A 19,336-nucleotide genomic window follows, 5' to 3' on the forward strand; every position below is an offset into this window, starting at 1 on the left:
AGTGCGATGACCTAAGAGGTGACCGCCGCGGAAGGAATACAGCAGCCACACAGTGCGCTGTGCAGTTCTGAGGCCAAACCCGCGCCGTCGGCAACATCCCCAGCCGACGGTCGTCGGCTCCAGCCCTCTCCAGGGCAGGGCCGGAAGCCGTTTCCATCGTTCCGAGAGGTTGTTCGTGTCGGCCAGCACATCCCGTACGCTCCCGCCGGAGATCGCCGAGTCCGAGTCTGTGATGGCGCTCATCGAGCGGGGAAAGGCTGATGGGCAGATCGCCGGCGATGACGTGCGTCGGGCCTTCGAGGCTGACCAGATTCCGCCAACCCAGTGGAAGAATGTTCTGCGCAGCCTCAACCAGATCCTCGAGGAAGAGGGTGTGACGCTGATGGTCAGTGCCGCGGAGTCGCCGAAGCGCGCCCGCAAGAGCGTCGCAGCGAAGAGCCCGGTCAAGCGCACCGCCACCAAGACTGTCGCGGCCAAGACGGCCGTGACGCGGACCGTCGCGGCATCTGCCGCCCCGACGGCCGAGAGCGCGGCCGTGGTGGCCGACGACGCTGCCGTCGCCGCTCCTGCGAAGAAGGCGGCAGCCAAGAAGACGGTTGCCAAGAAGACCGCCGCGAAGAAGACCGCGGTCAAGAAGACCGCCGCGAAGAAGACCGGCAAGCAGGACGACGAACTGCTCGACGGTGACGAGGCGGTCGAGGAAGTCAAGGCCGGCAAGGGTGAGGAAGAGGAGGGCGAGGGCGAGAACAAGGGCTTCGTCCTCTCCGACGACGACGAGGACGACGCGCCCGCGCAGCAGGTCGCCGTCGCCGGCGCAACGGCCGACCCGGTCAAGGACTACCTCAAGCAGATCGGTAAGGTCCCCCTTCTCAACGCCGAGCAGGAGGTCGAGCTCGCCAAGCGCATCGAGGCCGGCCTCTTCGCCGAGGACAAGCTCGCGAACTCCGACAAGCTCGCGCCGAAGCTGAAGCGCGAACTGGAGATCATCGCCGAGGACGGCCGCCGGGCCAAGAACCACCTGCTGGAGGCCAACCTCCGCCTCGTGGTCTCGCTGGCCAAGCGTTACACCGGTCGCGGCATGCTCTTCCTGGACCTCATCCAGGAGGGCAACCTCGGTCTGATCCGCGCGGTCGAGAAGTTCGACTACACCAAGGGCTACAAGTTCTCCACGTACGCCACATGGTGGATCCGCCAGGCGATCACCCGCGCGATGGCCGACCAGGCCCGCACCATCCGTATCCCGGTGCACATGGTCGAGGTCATCAACAAGCTCGCCAGGGTGCAGCGCCAGATGCTCCAGGACCTGGGCCGTGAGCCCACCCCGGAGGAGCTGGCCAAGGAGCTCGACATGACCCCCGAAAAGGTCATCGAGGTCCAGAAGTACGGTCGTGAGCCGATCTCCCTCCACACCCCGCTGGGTGAGGACGGGGACAGCGAGTTCGGAGACCTGATCGAGGACTCCGAGGCGGTCGTGCCGGCGGACGCGGTGAGCTTCACGTTGCTCCAGGAGCAGCTGCACTCCGTGCTCGACACCCTCTCCGAGCGTGAGGCGGGCGTCGTCTCGATGCGTTTCGGTCTCACCGACGGCCAGCCGAAGACGCTGGACGAGATCGGCAAGGTCTACGGGGTGACGCGCGAGCGCATCCGTCAGATCGAGTCCAAGACGATGTCGAAGCTGCGCCACCCGTCGCGTTCGCAGGTCCTGCGCGACTACCTCGACTAGATCGCGGACAGACATGGGCCGGGGCCCGGAACCTGAAGAGGTTCCGGGCCCCGGCCCATGTCCGCGTGCGGGCGGCACCGGGCCGGATGACGCTGAGTGGGCACTGTTCACCTCGGCGTCAGGAGCCTCCATGCCCCGCGTTCTCGTCCGTGTCCTTCCCGTCGCCCTCACCCTGGCGGCCGCTGTGGCGGTGATACCCCTCGGCCCACCGTCCCCCGCCGCCGCGGACAGCATCATCGTCGGCGGGAGGCCGGCGGCCGTCGCGGACAGTCCGTGGGCGGTGGCCCTGTCGAGCCGTGACCGGTTCGGAGGAACCCGTGCGGGTCAGTTCTGCGGCGGGGTGGCGATCGCACCCACCAAGGTGATCACGGCCGCACACTGCCTCGGCGAGGACGTCCTGGGGGCGCCTGCCCCTGAGGTGGGGGACCTGCGGATCATCGCCGGACGGGACCAGCTGAGCGGACCGGGCGGCCAGGAGATCCCCGTGCGGTCGACGTGGGTCAATCCGGACTACGACCCGCGGACGAACGCGGCCGACCTCGCGGTGCTCACCCTGGCCAGGACCCTGCCCGAGGACAGCGTCATCCCGATGGCCGGGGAGGGGAACAAGGCGTACGAACCGGGCACCGAGGCCACGGTGTACGGCTGGGGGGACACGACCGGGTCGGGCGCCTACGCCGCCGGGCTGCGGGCCGCCTCGGTGAGCGTATTGCCGGACGGCGACTGTGCCCGGGCGTACCCAGGCGGCACACGGGGCGCGTACGACGCCTCATCGATGCTCTGCGCCGGTGACGCGGCCGGTGGGCGGGATGCCTGCCAGGGAGACAGCGGAGGGCCGCTGGTGGCCCGCGGGCGCCTCATAGGGCTGGTCTCGTGGGGCAGCGGCTGCGGGAACCCGGACAGCCCGGGGGTGTACACGCGTGTGTCCGCGGCGATCCGGTGGATGGCCGACCGGACCTGACCGCGGAGGACGCCTCGCGTCCGAGCCCATGAGAACGGGCGGCTCTCCCGATGGGAAGGCCGCCCGTCGGCCGGTCCGGGACCGTACCCATGGCTCGTCGTGGATGCGAGGTGTCAGTGTTGATCCTCGTCGGCGGCACTGGCCTGCACGGCAGTGAGCCGATCTGTCTCATCCTGTATTTCCGCGGCGATCTTCTTGAGTTCCGGCTCGAACTTGCGCCCGTGGTGGGCACAGAAGAGCAGTTCACCGCCGCTGATGAGGACGACGCGCAGATATGCCTGGGCGCCGCAACGGTCACAGCGGTCTGCTGCGGTCAGCGGGCTCGCGGGGGTCAGAACAGTAGTCACGTCGCCTCTTCTCTAGCTCGACGAGCTGTCGTACCAGGGTCAACATCCAACCAGGCCGAAAACGTTCCCGCTCGTGGCATTTCTTCGAAACTTCTTCTCGGGATGGCTGTCTGTTGACGGTTGGCGGCGAATGTGCCGTATTGCGTAGCGCTACGGTTTCGCGTTGCTTGTGTGGGCCGGTCCGCCGGCTGGCTTGCCGGTTGTTCATGAGGACGTGCCCGGAGCCTAAATGGTTCATGCCTCGATGGGAACGTGATGTGCGAGTCACTCCAACGAATGATCGAACGCGTATGCGAGGCTGGACTAGCATAAGGATTCCCCCTGGGTGGCGTTACAACCGCTCTACCAGGCCTCTGTAGGCTCTCAGCGGCTACCGAGGCCGAGCCCGATACCCACCGGGCCCCCGATTGAAATTCAGCGAGGAGCGAACCGCGTGACCGCCGATTCCGTGCCGTCCACTGCGCTGCTGACCGGAGCAGACGGCGCAGACAGGGACAGCTCCAACTACACCGCGCGGCACCTTCTCGTCCTGGAGGGGCTCGAGGCGGTCCGTAAGCGCCCCGGGATGTACATCGGGTCCACGGACAGCCGAGGACTGCTGCACTGCCTCTGGGAGATCATCGACAACTCGGTCGACGAGGCTCTCGGCGGCTACTGCGACACCATCGAGGTCATCCTCCACGACGACTCCTCCGTCGAGGTCCGCGACAACGGCCGGGGCATCCCGGTCGACGTGGAGCCCAAGACCGGGCTCTCCGGCATCGAGGTCGTCATGACCAAGCTGCACGCCGGCGGAAAGTTCGGCGGCGGGTCCTACTCGGCGTCGGGCGGCCTGCACGGCGTCGGTGCCTCCGTGGTGAACGCGCTTTCGGCCCGGCTGGACGTCGAGGTCGACCGCAACGGTGCCACGCACTCCATCAGCTTCCGGCGCGGTGTCCCGGGCATGTTCACCGAGCAGGGGCCCGACAGCCCCTTCGACCCCGCCAACGGCCTCCGCAAGAGCAAGCGCATCCCCAAGACGCGTACGGGTACCCGTACGCGTTACTGGGCCGACCGCCAGATCTTCCTCAAGGACGCGAAGCTCAGCCTGGAGACGCTGTACCAGCGGGCACGCCAGACCGCGTTCCTCGTGCCCGGGCTCACCATCGTCGTACGCGACGAGCGGGGCCTGGACGGCGAGGGAAAGACCGAGGAGACGTTCCACTACGACGGTGGGATCAGCGAATTCTGCGAGTACCTCGCGCAGGACAAGGCGGTCTGCGACGTCCAGCGCCTGAGCGGCACGGGGACGTTCAAGGAGACTGTGCCGGTCCTCGACGACCGCGGGCACATGACGGCGACCGAGGTCACCCGTGAGCTGGGCGTCGACATCGCCCTGCGCTGGGGCACCGGCTACGACACGACCCTCAGGTCCTTCGTCAACATCATCGCCACCCCCAAGGGCGGCACCCACGTCAGCGGCTTCGAGCGCTCGCTCACGAAGACCGTGAACGAGGTCCTGCGGTCCGCCAAGCTGCTGCGGGTCGCCGAGGACGACATCGTCAAGGACGACGCCCTGGAAGGCCTGACCGCGGTCGTCACCGTGCGGCTCGCGGAGCCGCAGTTCGAAGGGCAGACCAAGGAGGTGCTGGGCACCTCGGCGGCCAACCGGATCGTGGCGAATGTGGTCGCCAAGGAGCTCAAGGCGTTCCTGACGTCCACGAAGCGCGACGCCAAGGCTCAGGCCAGGGCGGTGCTGGACAAGGCGGTGGCGGCCGCGCGCACCCGGATCGCCGCCCGCCAGCACAAGGACGCACAGCGCCGCAAGACCGCGCTCGAGTCCTCCTCGCTGCCCGCGAAGCTCGCGGACTGCCGGAGCGACGACGTGGAGCGCAGTGAGCTCTTCATCGTGGAGGGCGACTCGGCCCTCGGTACCGCGAAGCTCGCCCGCAACAGCGAGTTCCAGGCCCTGCTGCCGATCCGCGGAAAGATCCTCAACGTCCAGAAGTCGTCCGTCTCGGACATGCTCAAGAACGCCGAGTGCGGTGCCATCATCCAGGTCATAGGAGCAGGGTCGGGGCGCACCTTCGACATCGACGCCGCTCGCTACGGCAAGGTGATCATGATGACGGACGCCGACGTCGACGGTTCGCACATCCGCACCCTGCTGCTCACGCTCTTCCAGCGCTACATGCGGCCGATGGTCGAGGCGGGGCGCGTCTTCGCCGCCGTGCCGCCGCTGCACCGGATCGAGCTCGTCCAGCCCAAGAAGGGCCAGGACAAGTACATCTACACATACTCCGACAACGAGCTCCGGCAGACCCTGCTGGAGCTGCAGCGCAAGAACGTCCGGTTCAAGGACTCGATCCAGCGGTACAAGGGCCTCGGTGAGATGGACGCGGACCAGCTCGCGGAGACCACGATGGACCCGCGCCACCGCACACTGCGCCGGATCAACATCGGCGACCTGGAATCCTCCGAGCAGATCTTCGATCTGCTGATGGGGAACGAGGTCGCGCCGCGTAAGGAGTTCATCACCAGCTCCGCGGCCACCCTGGACCGCTCGCGCATCGACGTCTGACGCTCCACCCGTGGGTGGAGACCCTTTTCCACCCACGGTCAGCCCCTGGGCCGATCCCATGATCCCCGCGCCTCCGTAGCGTCGGAGACATCGGATCCTCACGCCTTCGGAGGCTGTCATGACAGAGCTCGTCAACGTCTCGGTGACCGTCGCGGTTGTCGCGCTCGTCGTCGTGCGCCAGTTCTCGGCCCAGCGGGTCGGCGACCGGAAGCGGTGGTGGGTGCTGCCGGTGGTCCTGTGCGTCATCGCCCTTCGCGGCGACGACGTCCTCGATGCCCATCACGAAACCTTGTCGGCGGCGCTGCTCGGCGCGGGCCTCGTGGTGGGGCTGGTCACCGGCGCGGGATGGGGCTGGACCGCCCGGTTGTGGCAGGAGCCGGACGAGTCCTTCTGGAGCCGGGGCACCAAGGCCACCCTCTTCGTCTGGGCGGGAGGGATCGGGCTGCGGGTCTCGCTGGCGGTGACCGCTGTCCTCCTCGGTGTGCACCAGGGGACGGCGTCCGTGCTCGTGTCCCTCGCGGCGATGCTGTTCGCCCGCAGCGGTGTACTGGCCCTGAGGGCCGGGGGCATACGCGGGCAGTACGGTGTCACCGCAGGGTTTCCGGCCGGCGGCACGCCTTCGGAGGCCGCGTCGGGCTGGTCGAGGGGCGGGGCGTGAACCGCAGGACGTGGACCAGCTGGCCTTCCAAGGAGGCCCTCACCCCGGCGCCCCGCACCCGGGGACGGGTCCTGATCGGCCGATCCGTCAGGACGGTGGTCCTCGCCTGGTTCCTCTGGGACGCCTTCAGGGACGGGCGCTTCGCCCTCTGGCAGGTGGCGGTCGGCCTGGTGGTGACAGCGTGCTGCGCGGTGGTCGGCCGAGCGTTCTTCGTGACGACCAGGGAGCACCGCCTCGGGCCGTCGCTCGGGCTGATGGTGCTGCTCATCGCAGTGGCGTTCTTGGCTCTTCAGGTGGGTGGCGGCGCACTCGCCGTCGTGCTGTGGTGCGGTTGTGCCGTGGTCGCCATGGAGCGGCTCCCGCTCTTCACGGCGGTTCCTCTCACCGCGGTGGCGCTCATCGCCTACGCCGTGGTCAAGGGCGACGGCTGGCTGACGACGGTGATCACCACGGGTGGTCTGTGCCTGGGCGGGTATGTGCTGAGGCTCGATGCCGAAGCCCGGGGCAGCTCGCAGCGTCTGCTCGCCCAGGAGCGGGCAGCGAGGGAGGCGGAGGCGGGGACCGCCGCGCTGGCGGAGAGGTCCCGGATCGCCCGCGAGATCCACGATGTTCTCGCGCACAGCCTCTCCGCCCAGCTGGTGCACCTGGAAGCGGCCCGGCTGCTGATCGAACGAGAGCCTCCCGCGGAATTCCGTGATCAGGTGCTGGAGAGAGTGGTGGCGGCTCGCTCCATGGCGCTCGAGGGCCTCACGGAGACGCGTCAGGCGCTCTCGGCGCTGCGCGGGGAGATGACGCCGGTGGAGGACTTCCTGCGGCAGCTGGTGGCCGGTCAGCCCGCCGAGGTGGCTGTGGCGGGGGAGCGCAGGGAGCTGACCGCGGAAGCCTCGCAGACGGTGCGCAGGGTGGCGCAGGAGGCGCTGACCAACACCCGGAAGCACGCTCCGGGAGCGGTCGTCTCCGTCCGGCTCGAGTATCAGCCGGACGCGGTGGCCCTGGAGGTCCGGGACTCCGGTGGGCGCCGTCCGGCGGGCGAGCTCGCTGTCAGTGGCTCCGGATACGGTCTGGTGGGGATGCGGGAGCGCGCCGAGCTGCTCGGCGGGACGCTGCTGGCAGGGCCGGACGAGGAGGGGTTCGTGGTGAATCTGCGGGTGCCCGCGTGAGTGCGCGGGTGGTGGTCGCCGATGACCAGTCGGTGGTGCGTGAGGGCATCGTCATGTTGCTGGGGCTGCTCCCCGGCATCGAGGTGGTCGGGGCGGCGAAGGACGGCGACGACGCGGTCGCACTGGTCGCCGAGACCGACCCCGACGTGGTCCTGATGGATCTGCGAATGCCCCGCTGCGACGGTGTCGAGGCCACGCGCAGGATCCGTAGCGAGTACCCCCGGACCCAGGTCGTGGTCCTCACCACCTTCGCGGACGACGATTCGCTGTTCACGGCGCTGCAGGCGGGTGCGCGGGGCTATCTGACCAAGGACGCCCGGGGCGAGGAGATCGCCCAGGCCGTCGAGGCTGTGATCTCCGGCGATGCGGGCCTCTCGCCGAAGGTGCAGAGCAGACTGCTGGCGCGGGTCACCGCCCAGGCGGCCGAGGCCGAGGCGGGGACACCGCCGTCGCCGGAGTTGCCCGACGGGATCACCCCCCGGGAGGCGGAGGTGCTGGTCCTCATCGCGGACGGACTGTCCAACGCGGAGATCGCACGGGCACTGCACATCTCCCGGGCCACGGTGAAGACCCACATCAACAACCTCTTCGCCAAGACGGCGGCGCGCGACAGGACCGGAGCCGTGCGCTATGCGTACCAGCGAGGGCTCGCACACCCACCTGGCACTTCCTTCACCTGAAAAGGTGAAGCAGAGCGAATGAAGTGCCCGGGATCTTCCCGATCTGCCCATTCTTGGCTACGCGGCTGAAAAGGCGCGTGGACAAGGGAGTTGTCGGTGGAGAAGGAAGCAGGACCGGACGCGGCAGCGATGCGGCTCGTCGACCCGTGGGACGAGGCGCCGGCTTCCGTGTGGGGCGAGCCGGGCGGTGCGGGGGCCGATGTGCCCGACCAGTGGTTCCGGCCGGTGGAGCGCCGCGGCGACAGTGCGGCCGAGATCTATCTGGAGGTGCAGAGCAGTCCGGCATTCCGCGAAGTGCGCCGTCGCTACCGGCGGTTCGTGGTCCCAGCGACGGTCGCCTTCCTGCTCTGGTACCTCGGCTACGTCATCGTCGCCACCACCGCACACGACCTGATGGCGCGTCCCGTCGTCGGCGCGCTCAACGTGGCCATGGTCGCGGGGCTCGGCCAGTTCCTCACCACCTTCCTGCTCACCTGGGCCTACGCCCGGCATGCGCGTCTGCACCGCGACCGCGCGGCGCTGGAACTGCGCTGGGACACCCAGGAGATGACCAGAGGGGCCGGCCGGTGAGAGGCGACCATCAGACACTGGCGCTGCTGCTGTTCAGCGTGTTCATCGCCGTGACGCTCGGCATCACCACCTGGGTCAGCCGCAACAGGCAGGGGTCGGCCGAGGAGTTCTACGCCGGCGGACGGCTGTTCTCCCCGATGGAGAACGGGTTCGCCATCGCCGGTGACTACATGTCCGCCGCCTCCTTCCTCGGCATCTCGGGGCTGATCGCCCTGTTCGGCTACGACGGCATGCTCTACTCCGTCGGATTCCTCGTCGCCTGGCTCGTGGTCCTGCTCCTCGTCGCCGAACTCGTACGCAACTGCGGACGGTTCACGCTCGCCGATGTGGTCGCCGCCCGGATGGCGGAGCGCCCGGTGCGTACGGCGGTGGGCACCTCGTCCGTCACCGTCTCGGTGCTCTATCTGGTGGCCCAGATGGTCGGCGCCGGGAGCCTCGTCGCGCTGCTGCTCGGGGGCACGAGCGACACCGCCCGATCGTGGACGGTGGTCGGGGTGGGTGCGCTCATGGTGATCTACGTGTCGCTCGGGGGTATGCGCGCCACGACCTGGATCCAGATCGTCAAGGCGGTCCTGCTGATGGGCGGCGCCGTCGCGCTCACCGTGCTCGTCCTCCTCCGCTTCCACGGCGACATCAACGCCCTGCTCAATTCTGCGGCCGAACGCAGCGGTCACGGACGGGACTTCCTGTCGCCCGGACTGCGGTACGGCGGGAGCTGGACGGCGCGTTTCGACTTCATCAGCCTCGGGGTGGCGCTCGTCCTCGGCACGGCCGGACTGCCGCACATCCTCTCGCGCTTCTACACCGTCCCCACGGCCCGCGCGGCCCGGCGCTCGGTCGTCTGGTCCATCGGGCTCATCGGCAGCTTCTACCTGATGACCATCGTGCTCGGGTTCGGAGCCGCCGCGCTCGTCGGGTCCGAGGATGTCCGGGCGTCCAACGCCTCGGGGAACACGGCGGTTCCGCTTCTGGCGCTCGTCCTGGGAGGTGGCGAGGGCTCCACGGGAGGCACCGTGCTCTTCGCCGTCGTGGCAGCCATCGCCTTCGCGACGATCCTCGCCGTCGTCGCCGGGATCACTCTCGCCTCATCGGCCTCAGTGGCCCACGACCTCTACGCCTCGTTCCGGAGGGCGGGCGCCAAGCAGCGGAGTGAGGTCGGCGTGGCCCGGGTGGCCGCGGCGGGCATCGGGGTGGTGGCCATCGCCCTCAGCCTCCTGGCCCAGAATCTGAACGTCGCGTTCCTGGTGGGGCTCGCTTTCGCGGTCGCGGCCTCCGCCAACCTCCCGGTGCTGCTCTACTCGTTGTTCTGGCGGAACTTCACCACCAGGGGAGCGGTCTGGGCCGTCTACGGCGGACTGGTCCCCGCCGTCCTGCTCGTCGTTCTCTCGCCGGTCGTCTCGGGGAGCCCCACCTCGCTCTTCCCCGGCGTGGACCTCGCGCTCTTCCCCCTGGAGAACCCGGGGCTGGTGTCGATCCCGGCAGGCTTCCTGGCCGGCTGGATCGGCACGGTCACCTCACCCGAGCCGCCGGACCCGGCCAAGCACGCGGAGACCGAGGTCCGGTCGCTCACCGGGGCGGGCGCGGCGTGAATGCGGGGGCGGCGGCACCAGCCGGCGGTGCGCGTGGACGACCGGTCGGTCGAACCAGGGCCCTTGCCCTCCCGCTCTGCATCTGTGAGCGTTGTACGGGCTTCCGCACCCACGCAATCTTTTTGCGTTTCTTGCGCTAATCTTGCGTTCATGACGCGACGACTTGCTCAGGTTGCCCAGAAGGTAGGAGTCAGCGAGGCCACGGTCAGCCGCGTGCTGAACGGCAAGCCCGGCGTCTCGGACGCCACGAGGCAGGCCGTCCTCTCGGCCTTGGACGTGCTCGGTTACGAGCGTCCGACCCAGCTTCGAGGAGAGCGCGCCCGGCTGGTCGGACTGGTCCTGCCCGAGCTGCAGAACCCGATCTTCCCGGCGTTCGCCGAGGTGGTCGGAGGCGCGCTCGCCCAGCAGGGGCTGACGCCCGTGCTCTGCACGCAGACCAAGGGCGGGGTCTCCGAGGCCGACTACGTCGAGCTCCTGCTCCAGCAGCAGGTGTCAGGAGTCGTGTTCGCCGGTGGGCTGTACGCCCAGGCCGACGCCCCCCACGACCACTACAAGGTGCTCGCCGACCGCAAGATCCCGGTCGTCCTGATCAATGCCGCCATCGCCCGTCTCGGATTCCCCGGGGTCTCGTGCGACGACTCGGTGGCCGTCGAGCAGGCCTGGCGTCATCTCGTCTCGCTGGGCCACGAACGGATCGGGTTCGTCCTCGGCCCGGCCGACCACGTGCCCTCGCAGCGCAAGCTCGCCGCCGCCCGTGCCCTGGCCGCCCGGTCGGGGGTCGGCGTGCCGGACGAGTGGGTCGCACGTGCCATGTTCTCGCTGGAGGGCGGCCAGGCCGCCGCCACGCGGCTGCTCGACGAGGGCGTCACCGGCATCATCTGCGCGAGCGACCCGCTGGCCCTCGGGGCGGTGCGCGCCGCGCGCCGCCGAGAACTGTCGGTGCCCGGGGACGTCTCCGTCGTCGGCTACGACGACTCGGCGTTCATGAACTGCACCGAGCCGCCGCTCACCACGGTGCGTCAGCCGATCGAAGCGATGGGCAGGGCCGCGGTCGAACTGCTCTCGGTGCAGATCGGCGGGCGCACGGTGCCGTCCGACGAGCTCCTCTTCGAGCCCGAGCTGGTCGTCCGTGGATCCACCGCCCGACCGCCCAGGCCGCAGGCCCGGTGAGAATTGCCGTCGGCTGTAGCTAATTTGCACGGTCCGGCAGGGGCTGGGGTGGACGCGGGCCGGTGTACTGCCCGCTGGGCCGCATCCGCAGTGGCCGTTCCGTGTACTCCTCCATCGCGTGGGCGATCCAGCCCACCGTGCGGGACACCGCGAACACCGTCTCGCCCGTCTCGGCGGGCATGCCGTAGGTGACCGAGAAGACGGCCAGAGCCAGGTCGACGTTGGCGTGCAGAGGCGTGTGGCGCGCGGTGGTCGCCACCACGTCACGCGCCGCCGCCATCGCGGGTGCCGCCTGCGGCAGGGCGTCCAGCAGTGCGAACAGGGTGACGGCCCGCGGGTCCTCGTCCGCGTAGAGGCGGTGACCGAGCCCCGGCACCCGTCGTCCGGTGCGCAGGTGGTCGGCGACGACCGGGGCGGCGCCGCCCCGGTCCAGCACCTCGGACAGCATGCGGTGCGCCAGCCCGCTCGCGGCGCCGTGCAGCGGGCCCTCCAACACGCCCAGGCCCGCGGAGACCACTGCATACGGATGCGCGTGGGCCGAAGCGGCGACGCGGGCCGCAAGCGTCGAGGCTGCGAGATCATGGTCGGCCAGCAGTGCCAGAGCGGTGTCGAGCACGGCCACCGATGCCCCGTCCGCCGCCCGGGCGGTGAGTTTCGGCCACAGCCGCGCGGCGAGAGCGTCACTGCCCTCCTCGGGGTCCCCGACTGCCGGCCGCCCGGCCGGCTCCCCGGCTGTCGGCAGCGCACCCACCAGGGTGGGGATCAGGCTGCGTGCGCTGTTCAGTACCCCCTCGGGGGAGAGGTCGAACCGCAGGGGATCGGCGGACGCGGCCGCTGCGACAGCGGCCCGCAGCCGGTCCGTCGAGCTGCTGTGCCGTGGCATGGCGGCCGCCGTGCGCCGGGCCGCCGCGAGGGGTTCGCGCGCCGCGGTGAAGCGGGTGCCGGGGTGGAGCTCGCCGGTCCAGATCCACTCGGCGACCTCCTCGTAGCCGTGGCGGCGGGCGAGCTCGGTCGCGTCGACACCTCGGTAGAAGTAGCGGTCCGGCTCGATGAGCGTGATGCCGGTACGGAAGACCAGGTCGCCCGTCACGGACTGCGACGGCTCCCTGCGCCCGGTGCGGCGGGCCAGGGCGTCGACCTCGGCTGTGTCGAACGTACTGCCGCGGCCGCCGGGGGTCCGCCTGCTGGCGAGCTGGCCCCTGCTCACATACGCGTACACGGTCTCGGGCTTCACCCCGAGGCGTTCGGCCGCCTCCCGGGTGGTGAGCCTGTGGGCCGCCTCTTCGGGCCGCGCGTTCTGCGTGCCGGGTCCGTGCGCCGAGTCATGCGTCATGGCACCCACCGTATCCATATCCATGGATGCCGGATCACTCTCAGCGGGACTTCATGTTGATGCAATCAATATTGACAGCTCGCGAGTCAAGCATGGACAGTCGAATCAATGTTCATCTCAGGTGGAGGAGAGACCGCCATGCCTGCCTCGCACATGGAAACCGCCCCGCTCGACGTGCCCCGGGGTCTCGCCGGTGTGATCGTCACGGACACCGCGCTCGGAGACGTACGAGGACGCGAGGGCTTCTACCACTACCGCCAGTACTCGGCGATCGAACTGGCGGAGAACCGCAGCTTCGAGGACGTCTGGTATCTGATGGTCCACGGCGACCTGCCCGACCGGGCGGCGAGCGACGGCTTCGCCGGTCGCACCGCCGGTCTGCGCCGGCTGCCCGCCGAGGTGCGGGAGGCGCTGCCCGCCATCTCCCGGGCCTGTGTGCTCTCCGGCCCGCTCGCAGGACTGCGTACCGCGCTCTCGCTGTTCGGGGCCTCGGCCGGGTTCCGCCCGGTGTACGACATCGACGCCGACCGCCGCCGCGAGGACGCGCTCGCCGTGTGCGCGGCGGTGCCCACCGTGCTGACCGCCCTCCACCGCCTCGGCCAGGGCCTGGAGCCGGTCGAACCGCGTGACGACCTGCCGTTCGCAGCGAACTACCTGTACATGCTCACCGGCGAGGAACCGGACGTCGACCGGACCGCGGCCGTCGAGCGGTACCTCGTCTCCACCATCGACCACGGCTTCAACGCCTCCACGTTCACCGCTCGGGTGATCGCCTCCACCGGCGCCGACATCGCCGCCTGCCTCGGCGGAGCCGTCGGTGCGCTCTCCGGCCCGCTGCACGGGGGCGCGCCCAGCCGGGCCCTGGACACCCTGGACGCCATCGGCACCCCTGAACGGATCGACAGCTGGATCCGCGGACGGGTCGTCGCGGGGGAGCGGATCATGGGGTTCGGGCACCCCGTCTACCGCACCGAGGATCCTCGCTCACGCATGCTCCGCTCGGTGGCGCAGAGCTTCGGCGGCCCGCTCGTCGACTTCGCGGTGGAGGTGGAACGCCAGGTGGAGGCGATCCTCGCCGAGCTCAAGCCGGGACGCGAGCTGCACACGAACGTGGAGTTCTACGCCGGCGTCGTCATGGAGCTCTGCGGACTGCCGAGGGAGATGTTCACGCCCACCTTCTGTGCCGCGCGCACGGTCGGCTGGAGCGCCAATATCCTGGAGCAGGCGGAGGACTCGAAGATCATCCGCCCGGCGGCCCGCTATGCGGGACCGCAGCCCCCGCAGCCCGTACCGGCGCTCTGACCGACCCGAGGAAGGCCCCGTTGACCCCGACCCAAGCCCCGCAGATCCCGGTCGTCGTCCTGGCGGGGTTCCTCGGATCAGGCAAGACGACGCTGCTCAACCATCTGCTCCGCAACCGGTCGGGCAACCGGATCGGTGTCATCGTCAATGACTTCGGGGCTATCGAGATCGACGCCATGACCGTGTCGGGCCAGGTCGGTTCGACGGTCTCGCTCGGAAACGGCTGTCTGTGCTGCGCCGTCGACGCGAGTGAACTCGACACCTACCTGGAGACGCTGACGGGGCCGGCCGCTCGTCTCGATGTGATCGTCATCGAGGCGAGCGGTCTCGCCGAGCCCCAGGAGCTCGTACGGATGCTGCTGGCCAGCGACAACCCGCACATCAGGTACGGGGGCCTGGTGGAGGTCGTCGACGCAGCCGAATTCCCTGCCACCCGGGAGCGCCACCCCGAGATCGTCCGGCATCTCGCGGTCGCCGACCTGATCGTCCTGAACAAGACCGACCGGGTCGGGGACGCGGAACTGCGGGCCGTGCGGGAGGCGGCCGGCGCCGCGGGCGGCAGGGCCGCGGTCATCCACTCCACGTACGGCAGGATCGACCCGGAGCTGCTCTTCGACCCGGTGCTCAAGCCCGACGGCGACGACGACGCGTTCCGCCAGCTGACGTTCGAGGACCTGCTCCCCGAGGCCGACCGCACGTACGAGGAGCATCTGCACACGGCGTACGAGAGCGTCTCCTTCACGGCCGACGCGCCGCTCAGCCCCCGCCGCTTCATGGCATTCCTCGACTCCAGGCCCACGGGCCTCTACCGGATCAAGGGATTCGCCGACTTCGGTGCGGGTGACCCCGCCAACCGATACGCGGTGCACGCCGTCGGCCGGTTCCTGAGCTTCGTGCCGCAGCGCTGGGCCCGTGCGGAAGCGCGACGGACCCAGCTGGTGCTGATCGGCTCCGGCATCGACGCCGAAGCGCTGCACAAGGAGCTCGACGGCTGCCGGGACACGGCGCAGGGCACGTCGCAGAACCCGGCGCAGGGCACGTCGCGGAACCCCGCGCAGGACACAGGCCGCGACGCGGTGCAGGACGCCACCGACGAGCTGGAACGCGGCATGTGGGGCGTCCTGCGGTACGTGCGGCAGCCGGACGGCGACGAGGCCTGAGGGCCCCCCGCCGTCCGGTGGTGTCCGTGTCCTACAGCGGTCCCGCGATCACCGCCACCGGGCTCGTCAGCGGGGTGCCCGAACCGTCACGACGTGGATCGGGGGCCGGCAGCTGAGCCGGTGCGCCGTTCTTCTGGGACGCCCGTGCCGGGGTGCCGCCCGCCCAGGCGAACACCAGGACGTCCTCCCCCTTGAGGAAGCGCTGGCAGCGCACCCCGCCCGTCGCCCTGCCCTTGCGTGGGTACTGGTCGAACGGAGTGAGCTTCCACGTCCGCTCGGAGTCGTCCAGCGTGCCGTGCGAACCGGCGACCGTGAACACCGCGGCATCCGCGGAGGGATCCACCGCGCCGAACGAGAGGACAGTGGCGTCCGCGGAGAGCTTGACGCCCGCCATACCGCCCGCGGCGCGCCCCTGCGGACGCACCGACGAGGCCGGATAGCGCAGCAGCTGCGCGTCGGACGTGATGAACACCAGGTCCTCCTCGCCCGTACGCAGTTGCTTGGCGCCGACGATCCGGTCACCGTCCTTCAGCGAGATGACCTCCAACTCGTCCTTGTTGGCCGGGTAGTCGGGCACCACTCGCTTCACCACCCCTTGCAGGGTGCCGATGGCCAGGCCCTGTGCCTCCTCGTCCAGGGTGGTGAGACAGATCAGCTCCTCGTCCGCCTCCAGCGTCAGGAACTCCGAGATCTGGGCACCGCCCGACAGGTTCGGAGCGGCGTGGGTGTCCGGCAGCTGCGGCAGGTCGATCACCGAGAGCCGGAGCAGCCGTCCACCGGACGTCACCGCGCCCACCTCGCCGCGTGCCGTCGCGGGGACGGCCGAGACGATCGCGTCGTGCTTCGTGCGCTTGGTGTCCTCGGACTGGTTGACCGGCTCGGCGTTGGCCGTACGGGCCAGGAGTCCGGTCGAGGAGAGGAGCACCTGGCACGGGTCGTCGGCGACCTCCAGCGGCACCGCGGCGATCTGCGAACCCGCCGACTCCAGCAGCACCGTGCGCCGCTCCGTGCCGAATTTCTTGGCCACCGCGGCGAGTTCCGACGAGACCAGCTTGCGCAGCTCGGCGTCGGACTCCAGGATCGCGGTCAGCTGGGCGATCTCCTCGGTGAGCTTGTCACGCTCGGACTCCAGCTCGATCCGGTCGAAGCGGGTGAGTCGGCGCAGCGGGGTGTCCAGGATGTACTGGGTCTGGATCTCGCTCAGCGAGAAACGCTCCATCAGGCGCTCCTTCGCCTGCGCCGAGTTGTCGCTGTCCCGGATGAGGCGGATGACCTCGTCGATGTCGAGCAGGGCCACGAGGAGCCCCTCGACCAGGTGCAGCCGGTTTCGGCGCTTGGTCCTGCGGAACTCGCTGCGTCGGCGCACCACATCGAAGCGGTGGTCGAGATAGACCTCCAGGAGCTCCTTGAGCCCCAGGGTGAGCGGCTGTCCGTCGACCAGTGCCACGTTGTTGATGCCGAAGGACTCCTCCATCGGCGTCAGCTTGTAGAGCTGCTCGAGCACGGCCTCCGGTACGAAGCCGTTCTTGACCTCGATCACCAGACGCAGACCGTGCGCCCGGTCGGTGAGGTCCTTGACGTCGGCGATGCCCTGGAGCTTCTTCGAGCCGACCAGGTCCTTGATCTTGGCGATTACCTTCTCCGGACCGACGGTGAACGGCAGTTCGGTGACGACGAGACCCTTACGGCGGGCCGTGACGTTCTCTATGGCGACCGTGGCGCGGATCTTGAAGGTGCCGCGCCCCGCGGCGTAGGCGTCCTTGATGCCGCCGAGGCCGACGATCCTGCCGCCGGTCGGCAGGTCGGGGCCGGGGACGAAGCGCATCAGCGTGTCGAGGTCGGCGCCCGGGTGCCGGATGAGGTGGCGGGCGGCGGCGATGACCTCGCCGAGATTGTGCGGGGGCATGTTGGTGGCCATGCCGACCGCGATCCCGGAAGCGCCGTTGACCAGGAGATTCGGATACGCCGCCGGGAGGACGACCGGCTCCTGCTCCTGGCCGTCGTAGTTGGACTGGTAGTCGACGGTGTCCTCGTCGATCGACTCCGTCATCAGGGACGTGGCGTCGGCCATCCGGCACTCGGTGTACCGCATGGCGGCCGGCGGGTCGTCGTTGCCCAGCGAGCCGAAGTTGCCGTGCCCGTCGACGAGGGGCAGGCGCATCGAGAACGGTTGTGCCATCCGCACCAGTGCGTCGTAGATCGACGCGTCACCGTGCGGGTGCAGTTTGCCCATCACTTCGCCGACGACGCGTGCGCACTTCACGTAGCCGCGGTCGGGGCGGAGCCCCATCTCGTTCATCTGGGACACGATGCGGCGGTGTACGGGCTTCATGCCGTCGCGGGCGTCGGGCAGAGCCCTGGAGTAGATCACCGAGTACGCGTACTCGAGGAAGGAGCCCTGCATTTCGTCGACGACGTCGATGTCGAGGATCTTCTCCTCGAAGTCGTCCGGCGGCGGGGTCTTCGTGCTGCGGCGGGCCATCGCGGCTGCGACTCCTTCACAGATTCTGTCGGGCAACCTCAGGTTCTGACGCCGACCATTGTGGCCCGCCGTACTGACAACGCTGACCTCGACCCGTCCGAAGCGGTCCACCGGGCCTTGACGGAGCCCCGTCGACGGCAGTGTCTACGACAACATTCACCCGGCGGGAACTTCGCCAGGTGCCCGTGCCCGGCCCCGCGACGCTGCCCACCATGGGCCGGACGGTCCTAGAGTGGCAGGTCCGGCAGGAAAACCTGTACCGATCGAAGGGACGTACATGCCCATGGGTCACACGGCCACAGCCCAGGCCGGCTCCGGCGGCTTGACGGCGACCGAGCACCGTCTGGCCAATGGCCTGCGCGTGGTGCTCTCCGAGGACCATCTGACCCCCGTCGCCGCGGTCTGCCTCTGGTACGACGTAGGCTCGCGCCACGAGGTCAAGGGGCGCACGGGCCTGGCTCACCTTTTCGAGCACCTGATGTTCCAGGGCTCGGGCCAGGTCAAGGGGAACGGGCACTTCGAGCTCGTGCAGGGAGCCGGCGGTTCCCTGAACGGCACGACCAGCTTCGAGCGCACCAACTACTTCGAGACGATGCCCACGCACCAGCTGGAGCTCGCCCTGTGGCTCGAGGCCGACCGGATGGGCTCACTGCTCGCCGCGCTCGACGAGGAGTCCATGGAGAACCAGCGGGACGTCGTGAAGAACGAGCGGCGCCAGCGCTACGACAACGTCCCGTACGGCACGGCCTTCGAGAAGCTCACCGCCCTCGCCTACCCGGACGGCCACCCGTACCACCACACGCCGATCGGCTCGATGGCCGACCTGGACGCCGCGACGCTGGCGGACGCACAGGCGTTCTTCCGCACGTACTACGCGCCGAACAACGCGGTGCTCTCCGTGGTCGGGGACATCGACCCGGAGCAGACGCTCGCCTGGATCGAGAAGTACTTCGGCTCCATCCCGTCCCACGACGGCAAGCAGCCGCCGCGCGACGGCACCCTGCCGGGCACCATCGGCGAACAGTTGCGCGAAGTGGTCCAGGAGGAGGTTCCCGCGCGTGCGCTGATGGCCGCCTACCGGCTCCCGCACGACGGCACGCGCGAGTGCGACGCCGCTGACCTGGCGCTGACGGTGCTGGGTGGCGGCGAGTCGTCCCGCCTGCACAACCGGCTGGTGCGCCGCGACCGTACGGCGGTGGCCGCGGGGTTCGGGCTGCTCAGGCTGGCCGGCGCGCCCTCGCTCGGCTGGCTTGACGTCAAGACGTCCGGGGGCGTCGAGGTGCCGCAGATCGAGGCGGCCGTCGACGAGGAGCTGAACCGCTTCGCCGATGAGGGCCCCACGCCCGAGGAGATGGAGCGCGCCCAGGCGCAGTTGGAGCGCGAGTGGCTGGACCGTCTCGGCACGGTCGCCGGCCGCGCGGACGAACTCTGCCGGTATGCCGTCCTGTTCGGCGACCCGCAGCTCGCCCTGACCGCGGTGGGCCGGGTGCTCGACGTGACGGCCGACGAGGTCAAGGCCGCCGCCCGGGCGCACCTGCGCCCCGACAACCGCGCGGTCCTGGTCTACGAGCCGGTCGAACCGGCCGACGAGACAGAGGGCACCGACGCGCCCGAAGGGGCCGACAAGTGACCGACGCCGCC

15 protein-coding genes are annotated in these 19,336 nt (G+C 69.7%); 12 read left to right on the forward strand and 3 right to left on the reverse strand.

Going from position 1 to position 19,336, the window contains the following annotated elements:
- The first annotated feature begins 175 nt into the window (after positions 1–175).
- On the forward strand, positions 176–1,723 hold the full coding sequence (locus tag AB0C75_RS09675) for an RNA polymerase sigma factor (RefSeq protein WP_362888776.1): 1,548 nt from the start codon (positions 176–178) through the stop codon (positions 1,721–1,723).
- 130 nt (positions 1,724–1,853) lie between these two features.
- Entirely contained in the window at positions 1,854–2,684 is an 831-nt protein-coding gene (locus AB0C75_RS09680) for a serine protease (RefSeq protein ID WP_362888778.1), read from the forward strand.
- Positions 2,685–2,797: 113 nt separating this feature from the next.
- Here the strand turns inward: AB0C75_RS09680 and AB0C75_RS09685 are convergent, their stop codons facing one another.
- Positions 2,798–3,031: a hypothetical protein gene (locus AB0C75_RS09685; RefSeq protein WP_104789587.1), complete on the reverse strand. Its 234-nt coding sequence runs from the start codon at positions 3,029–3,031 to the stop codon at positions 2,798–2,800.
- A gap of 433 nt (positions 3,032–3,464) precedes the next feature.
- On the opposite strand from AB0C75_RS09685, the gene AB0C75_RS09690 reads away from it, so the two are divergent.
- From AB0C75_RS09690 to AB0C75_RS09720, 7 genes are all read left to right on the forward strand, one after another.
- Positions 3,465–5,591, forward strand: a complete 2,127-nt coding sequence (locus tag AB0C75_RS09690) for a DNA topoisomerase IV subunit B (RefSeq protein WP_362888780.1) — start codon at positions 3,465–3,467, stop codon at positions 5,589–5,591.
- Between the two features lie 118 nt (positions 5,592–5,709).
- Positions 5,710–6,249, forward strand: a complete 540-nt coding sequence (locus tag AB0C75_RS09695) for a DUF1453 domain-containing protein (RefSeq protein WP_362888782.1) — start codon at positions 5,710–5,712, stop codon at positions 6,247–6,249.
- Positions 6,246–7,409, forward strand: a complete 1,164-nt coding sequence (locus AB0C75_RS09700) for a histidine kinase (RefSeq protein WP_362888784.1) — start codon at positions 6,246–6,248, stop codon at positions 7,407–7,409. The genes AB0C75_RS09695 and AB0C75_RS09700 overlap by 4 nt, the downstream gene beginning before the upstream one ends.
- Entirely contained in the window at positions 7,406–8,089 is a 684-nt protein-coding gene (locus tag AB0C75_RS09705; protein WP_362888786.1) for a response regulator transcription factor, read from the forward strand. Before AB0C75_RS09700 ends, AB0C75_RS09705 begins: the two co-directional genes overlap by 4 nt.
- A 129-nt stretch (positions 8,090–8,218) precedes the next feature.
- The gene (locus AB0C75_RS09710; RefSeq protein ID WP_362889163.1) at positions 8,219–8,659 is read left to right on the forward strand and encodes a DUF485 domain-containing protein; all 441 of its coding nucleotides are present in this window, start codon (positions 8,219–8,221) and stop codon (positions 8,657–8,659) included.
- A complete protein-coding gene (locus tag AB0C75_RS09715) occupies positions 8,656–10,248 on the forward strand; it encodes a cation acetate symporter (RefSeq protein ID WP_362888788.1) in 1,593 nt (530 codons plus the stop codon). Before AB0C75_RS09710 ends, AB0C75_RS09715 begins: the two co-directional genes overlap by 4 nt.
- Positions 10,249–10,398: 150 nt before the next feature.
- The gene (locus tag AB0C75_RS09720) at positions 10,399–11,418 is read left to right on the forward strand and encodes a LacI family DNA-binding transcriptional regulator (RefSeq protein ID WP_362888790.1); all 1,020 of its coding nucleotides are present in this window, start codon (positions 10,399–10,401) and stop codon (positions 11,416–11,418) included.
- Between the two features lie 19 nt (positions 11,419–11,437).
- Here AB0C75_RS09720 and AB0C75_RS09725 read toward each other — a convergent pair whose 3' ends face one another.
- The gene (locus AB0C75_RS09725; protein ID WP_362888792.1) at positions 11,438–12,751 is read right to left on the reverse strand and encodes a citrate synthase; all 1,314 of its coding nucleotides are present in this window, start codon (positions 12,749–12,751) and stop codon (positions 11,438–11,440) included.
- A 138-nt stretch (positions 12,752–12,889) separates the two neighbouring features.
- Between AB0C75_RS09725 and AB0C75_RS09730 the strand changes: the two genes are divergently transcribed.
- Positions 12,890–14,053 carry a citrate synthase/methylcitrate synthase gene (locus AB0C75_RS09730; RefSeq protein WP_362888794.1) on the forward strand — a complete coding sequence of 388 codons (1,164 nt, stop codon included), beginning with the start codon at positions 12,890–12,892 and terminating at the stop codon, positions 14,051–14,053.
- A gap of 20 nt (positions 14,054–14,073) precedes the next feature.
- Positions 14,074–15,213, forward strand: coding sequence for a GTP-binding protein (locus tag AB0C75_RS09735; RefSeq protein WP_362888796.1), 1,140 nt, complete (start codon positions 14,074–14,076; stop codon positions 15,211–15,213).
- Positions 15,214–15,244: 31 nt separating this feature from the next.
- On the opposite strand, the gene AB0C75_RS09740 is transcribed toward AB0C75_RS09735, so the two are convergent.
- On the reverse strand, positions 15,245–17,695 hold the full coding sequence (locus tag AB0C75_RS09740; protein WP_362888798.1) for a DNA topoisomerase IV subunit A: 2,451 nt from the start codon (positions 17,693–17,695) through the stop codon (positions 15,245–15,247).
- Between the two features lie 277 nt (positions 17,696–17,972).
- On the opposite strand from AB0C75_RS09740, the gene AB0C75_RS09745 reads away from it, so the two are divergent.
- A complete protein-coding gene (locus AB0C75_RS09745; RefSeq protein ID WP_362888800.1) occupies positions 17,973–19,325 on the forward strand; it encodes a pitrilysin family protein in 1,353 nt (450 codons plus the stop codon).
- Positions 19,326–19,336: the final 11 nt, after the last annotated feature.

It is taken from the genome of Streptomyces sp. NPDC048565 (assembly GCF_040650935.1).
Lineage (GTDB): Bacteria > Actinomycetota > Actinomycetes > Streptomycetales > Streptomycetaceae > Streptomyces.

Bases quoted from the DNA above. Each gene is read 5' to 3' on its own strand.
- AB0C75_RS09725 (WP_362888792.1), bottom strand. From the start codon at position 12,751: ATGACGCATGACTCGGCGCACGGACCCGGCACGCAGAACGCGCGGCCC.
- AB0C75_RS09740 (WP_362888798.1), bottom strand. From the start codon at position 17,695: ATGGCCCGCCGCAGCACGAAGACCCCGCCGCCGGACGACTTCGAGGAG.
- AB0C75_RS09680 (WP_362888778.1), top strand. From the start codon at position 1,854: ATGCCCCGCGTTCTCGTCCGTGTCCTTCCCGTCGCCCTCACCCTGGCG.
- AB0C75_RS09745 (WP_362888800.1), top strand. From the start codon at position 17,973: ATGCCCATGGGTCACACGGCCACAGCCCAGGCCGGCTCCGGCGGCTTG.
- AB0C75_RS09695 (WP_362888782.1), top strand. From the start codon at position 5,710: ATGACAGAGCTCGTCAACGTCTCGGTGACCGTCGCGGTTGTCGCGCTC.
- AB0C75_RS09720 (WP_362888790.1), top strand. From the start codon at position 10,399: ATGACGCGACGACTTGCTCAGGTTGCCCAGAAGGTAGGAGTCAGCGAG.
- AB0C75_RS09730 (WP_362888794.1), top strand. From the start codon at position 12,890: ATGCCTGCCTCGCACATGGAAACCGCCCCGCTCGACGTGCCCCGGGGT.
- AB0C75_RS09710 (WP_362889163.1), top strand. From the start codon at position 8,219: ATGCGGCTCGTCGACCCGTGGGACGAGGCGCCGGCTTCCGTGTGGGGC.